The following is a 6,435-nucleotide window of genomic DNA, read 5'->3' as shown; positions in this document are numbered from 1 at the left end:
GATCGCTCACGTCACCGCTCCGTTTTCGGAGCCGTGAATCACGCGACGCAACAGAAATCAATGCATCCTGACCCTAGTTCCGGCCAGAACGACATCGAAATATCGGTTCTTTTCCAGCGGCTTGAAACCGCCAAGATCATAGGCCTCCGGGTTTTCCGAAAATACCCGGCGCGAGCGCATGTTGGGCAGGTCGTAGACAGAGGCTGTGGTCAGACCCTTACCGACATCGGCGTTGAGCCCATCCAGCAGGTAGGCAAAAACCTGACGGGCGGCATCGGCGCTAGCGACCAGCTTGAAGAGGTGTGCGGTATCCATCGGCATCACGCGACCTCCATGAAGTCACGGGCTACGCGGCCGGATTTCACGACCATGCGCAGAGTTTCCTCGGGGCGGCCCAGAAGGGTGACATCAGCAAGGGGATCGCCATCCACCACGATGAAATCAGCACGAGCGCCCTCAGCGATCACGCCGATTTCGCCGTCGCGCATGCAGGCCATTGCGCCGATCTGGGTGACCGAGCGCAAGATTTCTGCGGGCGAGAGAACCTTGGCCAGGATGTCGAATTCCATTCCGCCGTATTTGCGCAGCTCGCCCAGCAGGTCGGTGCCGAAGGCCATGGGCAACCCGGCGTCGCGCATGATCGCCAGAGACTCCAGCCCCTTGTCACGCACGATGTCGATCTTGGCCTGCTCGGAGGCACCCAAGCCCAAGGCCGCTCCCTCCAGTTTTAGCCCCTCGTAGGCAACCAGCGTGGGCACGGCGAAACAGCCTGCTTCGGCGGCCATCTTGGCCGTCTCGGCGGTGATCAAATTGCAGTGCTCAAGGGACTTCACACCCAGCTCGACACAGCGGCGAATCGCCTTGTCGTGGTAGACGTGGGCAGAGACATAGGTGTTGGCATTCTCGGCTTCCTCAACCATTGCGAGGATCTCGTCCCGAGAATATTGGATGGAGTCTATGGGGTCGTTGGGCGAGGAGACGCCTCCATTAGCCATGACCTTGATGAATTTGGCGCCTTCCTTGAGCATCTTACGGCAGGTGAAGCGGATGTTGTCCACGCCATCCACTAGCACGCCCATGTTTGCCAGTCGCCAGCCCATTGCGTCAGGGCGGATGTCGGTGCGAGCGCGCAAGTCGGTATGACCGCCGGTCATCGAAAGGCCTTTGCCGCAGATGACAAGGTCCGGGCCATCGATCAGCCCGTCCTCAACTGCCCGCACCAAGCCCAGATCAGCTCCGCCGAGGTCACGTACGGTGGTGAACCCGCGATCCAGTAGGCCCTCCATGATCTTGGCAGCTCGCAGGGCCGCAAGGGAATCGGGGGCCGTGACGTTGCTCCAGAGATCCAGGGAATGGGCGACGACATGAAAGTGGCTGTCGATCAATCCAGGCATCAGGGTGCGGCCGCCAAGGTCGACCACTTTCGCGCTCTCGGGTGCGGGGTGGCCGATGCTGTCGATCCGGTCGCCTTTCACCACAACAGTGGTGATTTGCCCCAGGCGTTCTGCATCCAGGTCGAGCAAGCGGGCGTTCGTATAGGCGGTCAGGGTCATGTTGATGCATCCAGCTTGTTTGGGCGAACCGGTGCTGCCAGTCGATTGGGGGAGGCAGCGGGCACATAAAAGAGCGTCTTGATCAGTATTTATATATCTAGCCACGCATGTCTTGTCGACAGTAAAAATATAACGAAAGTATTTTTATGCATGCGAAGACGTCATAAAGTCTCGGGGAAGTTAGCTAGGAGTGTCGGATGAGCAGGGTGCCTTCAGAGCGCAAAGTGTCGCAAGTCAAGCGAGGTGGTGGGGTTGCCCATGTCTACGAAATGCTGAGGAACGAGATCATCGATCTTAAGTTGGCACCGGGCAGCCCGATTGATGAAATGGAGCTTTCGGAGCGCTTTTCCATGTCGCGCACACCAATCCGCGAAGCGCTTGTGCGCCTTGCGGCAGAGGGGCTGATCACCACACTGACCAATCGCACGACGATCGTTTCCAACATCGATTTTGTGCAGCTGGGCGCCTTCTTCGACGCGCTGACATTGATGTACCGCGTGACTGCGCGCCTCGCTGCACAGCATTATGGTGAAGCCGACCTGGCGGCGATCCGAGAGCATCAGGCGAGTTTCTCGGCGGCGGTGGAGAGTGGCGATGTGCTGGGCATGATCGCCACCAATCGGGATTTCCACGTCGCAATCGCCGAGGCGGGTCGCAACAAGTACTACACGGACCTGTTCCGGCGGCTCCTGGATGACGGGCGGCGTATCCTGCGGCTCTACTACCGGTCCTACGATGACAATCTGCCGCGCCAGTACGTGATCGAACACGAACGCATGATCTCCGTCATGATCGCCCGTGACGTCGAGGAGTCGGATCGCCTGGCGTCTGAGCATGCCGATCAGATCGTCCATCAAATCCGGTCCTATATTTCGGCGGATTCGCGCAGCGCCTCCTCAATCTCACTCTGAAATGGTGTCCTTGGATCGCTGAAACTCTCGCGCGCTGATGGTCTTGCATTTTGTTTGTCGACAAGTCGACGACAGGGTGTTAGGAATCTTCCCAAGAAGGGCTCCGCTTCGATCTGCGGTCCCCGAGAGAACCGGCTCGCCCTGTCAATGATTGCCTCGTGAATTCGAAAGGACGCCTCATGAACGACTCCATCTTCACCGGCTGCATCCCGGCCCTGATGACCCCCTGCAAAGAAGACCGTACACCCGACTACGAAGCCCTGGCGCGCAAGGGCAAGGAGCTGATCGCGGCCGGAATGTCCGCGGTTGTTTACTGCGGATCGATGGGAGACTGGCCGCTGCTGACCGATGAGCAGCGCATGAAGGGGGTCGATGCGCTGGTCGAGGCTGGCGTGCCCGTTATCGTCGGCACCGGGGCCATCAACACAAAATCCGCCGTGGCGATCACCGCCCACGCTGCCCGCGTCGGCGCCGCAGGCCTGATGGTCATTCCGCGCGTGCTGTCCCGCGGCACCTCGGTTTCCGCACAGAAGGCCCATTTCTCCGCCATCCTCGAGGCCGCCAACGGTCTGCCGGCGGTGATCTACAACAGCCCCTATTACGGTTTTGCCACGCGCGCCGATCTCTTTTTCGACCTGCGCGCCAGCTACTCCAACCTGATCGGGTTCAAGGAGTTCGGTGGCGCCGCCGACATGTCCTATGCGGCCGAGACCATCACATCCGGCGACGAAAACCTTACCCTGATGGTCGGTGTCGACACGCAGGTCTTCCACGGCTTCGTGAAATGCGGCGCAACGGGCGCGATCACCGGCATCGGCAACGCCATCCCGAAGGAAGTGCTGCACCTGGTCGAGCTGTGCAAGGCCGCCGCGAAAGGCGACGTCGCGGCCCGTGCTAAGGCGCAGGAGCTCGAAGAGGCGCTGGCCGTGCTGTCCAAGTTCGACGAAGGTGTCGACCTTGTACTCTTCTACAAGTACCTGATGGTTCTGAACGGCGATGCGGAATACACGCTGCACTTCAACGAAACCGATACGCTGACCCCGGCACAGCAGGCATTCGTTGAAACGCAGTACGCCCAGTTCAAGGCCTGGTACGCAGCCTGGGCAGCCTGAGCTCCCATCTGAAGCGTCGAATCCAAGGAGACCGACATGCATGTGATCGACAGCCACACCGGCGGTGAGCCCACGCGGGTCATTCTTGGTGGTTTCCCTGATCTCGGCGACGGGCCGCTGCCTAAGCGGGCCGCCCGCCTTGCTACCGAATTCCGCGATGCCTATCGCGCTGTGGTGCTCGAGCCGCGGGGCCAGGTGGCAATGGTGGGCGCGCTGCTCGTTCAGCCCACCGATCCCACCTGCATCACCGGGGTGATCTACTTCGATGTCGAGGCTGTGCTGGGCATGTGCGGTCATGGCACCATCGGCTTGGCCGTCACGCTCTTCCACATGGGCCGCATTGGCACCGGCAGTCACCGTATCGAGACGCCTGCCGGCGTCGTCACGGTGCTGGTCACCGATGCACATACGGTCACCGTCACCAATATCGAGAGCCGCCGCACCATGACCGAAGTCACCATCGATGTGCCAGGCCTCGGCGCCGTCACCGGCGATGTTGCCTATGGTGGCAACTGGTTTTTCCTCGTCGATCCCAGCCCGCTGCCCGTGGCGCCCGACAATATCCGCGCGCTCACCGATGCCACCGTCGCCACCCGCGAGGCGCTGCATGCTGCCGGTATCGCCGGAGAGAACGGTGGCCTGATCGACCACATCATCTTCTACGGGCCTTCGGAGGATCCGGCAGTGCACAGCCGCAACTTCGTGCTCTGCCCCGATGATGCCTATGACCGCTCGCCCTGCGGCACCGGCAGCTCGGCGCGGCTGGCGTGTCTTGCCGCTTCCGGCCGCCTGGCCGAGGGTGAGCAGATCACCCAGCATTCCATCATCGGCTCGGCCTATCGCCTCTCCTGGGCGGCGGGCCCCACCGGCGGCGTAATCCCCTCGATCACCGGCAGGGCCCATGTAATGGCCGAGAGCACGCTGATTTTCGATCCCGACGACCCGTTCCGCAACGGCATCGCTCCCTGAAACTCCCCCACTGCCGGGCGGGCCATCCGGTCTGTCCGGCATTTTTTCTTCCATTCTAGACGAGCGATCGCAACAGCACAGGCAGCCCCGCCCGGCGGTAAGACGGACGCGGTACAGGCCCAGAAGAGGGGGCAGACATGTCCGAGAGTTACAACCAGAGCGGGGGCACCTCCGTCATCGTCATCGGGGCCGGCATCATCGGCGTCAGCACGGCGCTGGCGCTGCAGGACCGCGGGCATGCCGTCACGCTGCTAGACCGGCGCGGCGTGGCTGAGGAGACCTCGCGCGGCAACGCCGGGGCCTTCGCCTTTACCGATGTCGAGCCGTTGGCCTCTCCGGGCATCCTGCTCAAGGCGCCGAAATGGCTGCTCGATCCGCTCGGGCCGCTGTCGCTGCGTCCTGCCTACGCGCACAAAATGCTGCCCTGGGCGCGGCATTTCTATGCCGCCAGCCGCCCCCGCCGCCATAAGGCCTCGATCTCGGCCCAGGCCCGGCTGATGACCCTCTCCCGTGCCGCGCTCGAACGGCTGATCGCCCGTGTCGAGGGCGAGCCCCTGATGCGCCGCGAAGGGCAACTTCAAGTCTACGAGGGCGAGGCTGAGTATCGTGCCAGCCTACCGGCCTGGGAGCTGCGCCGTCAGCATGGCATTGCCTTTGACTTGCTTGAAAGCCCGGAGGCCATTGCCGAGATCCAGCCCGGCCTTGCGTCGCGCTTCACCCACGCGGGTTTCACCCCCGACTGGATGAACACCGTCGACCCCAAGCTTTGGACCGAGCACCTCGCAGCCTGCTTTCGTGCCGCCGGTGGCGTGCTCGAAACTAACGACGTGCAGGCGATGGTGCAGCAGGGCGATGCGGTTGTTCTCGAGACCACCGCCGGGCTGCTCCGGGCCGATCAGGTTGTGGTGGCCGCCGGTGCCTGGTCGCATCGTCTCGCCCGCACCCTAGGCGATCGCATCCCACTGGAAACCGAGCGCGGCTACAACACTACGTTCCCGACATGCACTTTCGACCTACGCACCCATGTCACCTTTAGCAATCACGGCTTTGTCGTATCCAAGATCGGCGACGGGCTTCGCGTGGGCGGCTCGGTCGAGCTCGGCGGGCTCGAGCTGCCGCCGAATTACAGGCGCTCCGAGGTTCTCGTGCAGAAAGCCGTGCAATTCCTGCCGGGCTTCGATGGCACCGGAGGCACCCAGTGGATGGGATTCCGCCCCTCCATGCCCGACAGCCTGCCCGCAATTGGCCGCTCGCCCCGCGCCGACCGGGTGACCTATGCCTTCGGTCACGGGCATTTGGGCCTAACCCAGTCTGCCGGCACCGCCGAAATCGTGGCCGATATCGTTGCGCGACGGCCTCTCGCGCTCAATATCGCGCCTTACGCCCCCCTCCGTTTTGGTGGTCAGCCCTGACCGGCTGGGACAATCCGGACTAAACGGCGGCATCTTGCAAAGATGCTGGGGACCGTACGGCAGTTTCAACTGGTCGTCAGGGCCTTGTTATGCAAATGCGGCGGGGGATTCACTGCGCGAATCCAGCATGATAGCTGGCGGCCATGAGCAGACCGGCGAAAACCCCGTACAAGACCACCAACTGGCATAGCTACAATCAAGCGCTGAGGCTTTGTCGCAAACTTCTGCGGTTGACGCGAGGAGGGGCGGAGCCAGACGTTGCGTTCATCCAACAACACCAGATAGAGGCGGAGCGATGATCTCGTTCAAGGGCGCGCAGTTTCCGAAGGAAGTGATCCTCTTCGCAGTGTTCTTCTATGTCCGCTACACGGTCTCGTATCGTGACCTCGAAGAGATCATGACCGAGCGAGGCGTACGAGTTGACCATGCGACGCTGAACCGCTGGGTGACCAAGTACTCGCCGCTGATCGCAGTTTCG

General features: G+C 62.1%; 6 protein-coding genes and 1 pseudogene. 5 read left to right on the top strand and 2 right to left on the bottom strand.

The window, feature by feature from the left end:
- Window positions 1–57: 57 nt before the first annotated feature.
- On the bottom strand, window positions 58–321 hold the full coding sequence (locus tag B6V72_RS18780) for a hypothetical protein (protein ID WP_206185824.1): 264 nt from the start codon (window positions 319–321) through the stop codon (window positions 58–60).
- Window positions 321–1,553 (bottom strand): amidohydrolase family protein, encoded by a 1,233-nt coding sequence (locus tag B6V72_RS18775; protein ID WP_088736356.1) that lies wholly within the window; start codon window positions 1,551–1,553, stop codon window positions 321–323. Before B6V72_RS18775 ends, B6V72_RS18780 begins: the two co-directional genes overlap by 1 nt.
- Before the next feature lie 197 nt (window positions 1,554–1,750).
- Here B6V72_RS18775 and B6V72_RS18770 point away from each other — a divergent pair, with 197 nt between their 5' ends.
- The 5 genes and pseudogenes from B6V72_RS18770 to B6V72_RS18750 all read left to right on the top strand — a co-directional run.
- Window positions 1,751–2,464: a GntR family transcriptional regulator gene (locus B6V72_RS18770; protein WP_088736355.1), complete on the top strand. Its 714-nt coding sequence runs from the start codon at window positions 1,751–1,753 to the stop codon at window positions 2,462–2,464.
- Between the two features lie 179 nt (window positions 2,465–2,643).
- Window positions 2,644–3,576, top strand: coding sequence for a dihydrodipicolinate synthase family protein (locus B6V72_RS18765; RefSeq protein WP_088736354.1), 933 nt, complete (start codon window positions 2,644–2,646; stop codon window positions 3,574–3,576).
- Between the two features lie 36 nt (window positions 3,577–3,612).
- Window positions 3,613–4,545 (top strand): proline racemase family protein, encoded by a 933-nt coding sequence (locus tag B6V72_RS18760; RefSeq protein WP_075777650.1) that lies wholly within the window; start codon window positions 3,613–3,615, stop codon window positions 4,543–4,545.
- Between the two features lie 137 nt (window positions 4,546–4,682).
- Complete coding sequence (locus B6V72_RS18755; RefSeq protein WP_088736353.1) at window positions 4,683–5,957, top strand: FAD-dependent oxidoreductase; 1,275 nt, start codon at window positions 4,683–4,685, stop codon at window positions 5,955–5,957.
- 295 nt (window positions 5,958–6,252) lie between these two features.
- Window positions 6,253–6,435, top strand: a pseudogene (locus B6V72_RS18750) (IS6 family transposase); the annotation flags it as partial.

The organism is Thioclava sp. F34-6, assembly GCF_002213235.1.
Lineage (GTDB): Bacteria > Pseudomonadota > Alphaproteobacteria > Rhodobacterales > Rhodobacteraceae > Thioclava > Thioclava nitratireducens.
Note: the sequence above shows the minus strand (reverse complement) of the source record. Positions and strands in the feature narration are given on the sequence as shown.

Excerpts from the sequence above, each read along its gene's own strand:
- B6V72_RS18780 (WP_206185824.1), bottom strand. The coding sequence starts at position 321 with ATGCCGATGGATACCGCACACCTCTTCAAGCTGGTCGCTAGCGCCGAT.
- B6V72_RS18775 (WP_088736356.1), bottom strand. The coding sequence starts at position 1,553 with ATGACCCTGACCGCCTATACGAACGCCCGCTTGCTCGACCTGGATGCA.
- B6V72_RS18770 (WP_088736355.1), top strand. The coding sequence starts at position 1,751 with ATGAGCAGGGTGCCTTCAGAGCGCAAAGTGTCGCAAGTCAAGCGAGGT.
- B6V72_RS18765 (WP_088736354.1), top strand. The coding sequence starts at position 2,644 with ATGAACGACTCCATCTTCACCGGCTGCATCCCGGCCCTGATGACCCCC.
- B6V72_RS18760 (WP_075777650.1), top strand. The coding sequence starts at position 3,613 with ATGCATGTGATCGACAGCCACACCGGCGGTGAGCCCACGCGGGTCATT.
- B6V72_RS18755 (WP_088736353.1), top strand. The coding sequence starts at position 4,683 with ATGTCCGAGAGTTACAACCAGAGCGGGGGCACCTCCGTCATCGTCATC.